1 protein-coding gene is annotated in these 763 nt (G+C 72.1%); it reads left to right on the top strand.

Annotated elements, in window-relative coordinates; translation table 11 throughout:
* The first annotated feature begins 380 nt into the window (after positions 1 to 380).
* Positions 381 to 650 carry a hypothetical protein gene (locus AX737_RS21110; protein WP_066924657.1) on the top strand — a complete coding sequence of 90 codons (270 nt, stop codon included), beginning with the start codon at positions 381 to 383 and terminating at the stop codon, positions 648 to 650.
* Positions 651 to 763: the final 113 nt, after the last annotated feature.

The following is a 763-nucleotide window of genomic DNA, read 5'->3' on the forward strand; positions in this document are numbered from 1 at the left end:
GCGGGCCCGGCATCGCCTGACCGGCCGGTCCGCGGGTCGCCGCCGAACCGGATGCCGGGCCCGCGCATTGATCCGGTGTCTCGCATGGAGGGTGCCGAACCGTGGGCCTCGTCTTCGCCTTGCTGCTGATCCTGCCGCCGCTGGGGATTGCCGTCCTCGACCTGCTCCGCACGCGCCGGCCGCAGCCCTACTGACCCCTCGACCCCTGCCGCGACGGCCCGGTGGCCTGGCGCCCCGGCTTCGCTTAGAGCTGCTCCCGATCGCGTCGCGATCGGGAGCAGCTCTAAGCCCTTGTTGTGACGCGCTCTCCGCCGAACCGGCATCCGCTTCGGCGGAGGGCGCTCTAGGTCGCCGGGCCGGGACGGATGCAGGAGACACGCATGAGCAGCGACCGCGACGCAGCCCGGGAGGACGCGGACGACCCGCTCGACGACGCCTCGCGCCTCCACGCGAAGCTCGCCGCGCTGGAGATCGTCCTGGGCGTCCTGATCGGCCGGCTGTCCGAGGAGAACCCGGAGATCCGCGAGGACGTGAAGCGCGATGTCGCCGTGCTGCTCGCCGACATGGCCGGCGGCTCGGAGAGCGAGGAGATGATCGTCGCCGAGGTCCGGCGCGCGGCGGACGTGCTCACGGGCGTGGCGATCGGCTGAGGGCATCCGGCGCTGGAGCCGTTCCCGATCGCGTTGCAATCGCGAACGGCTCCAACCCCTTGTCTTGACGCGCTCTCTTGCGCCGAACCGGCGTCCACTTCGGCGCAAGAGCG

It is taken from the genome of Methylobacterium sp. CCH5-D2, from assembly GCF_001556475.1.
In the GTDB taxonomy this organism is placed as follows: domain Bacteria; phylum Pseudomonadota; class Alphaproteobacteria; order Rhizobiales; family Beijerinckiaceae; genus Methylobacterium; species Methylobacterium hispanicum.

Excerpts from the sequence above, each read along its gene's own strand:
- AX737_RS21110 (WP_066924657.1), top strand. The coding sequence starts at position 381 with ATGAGCAGCGACCGCGACGCAGCCCGGGAGGACGCGGACGACCCGCTC.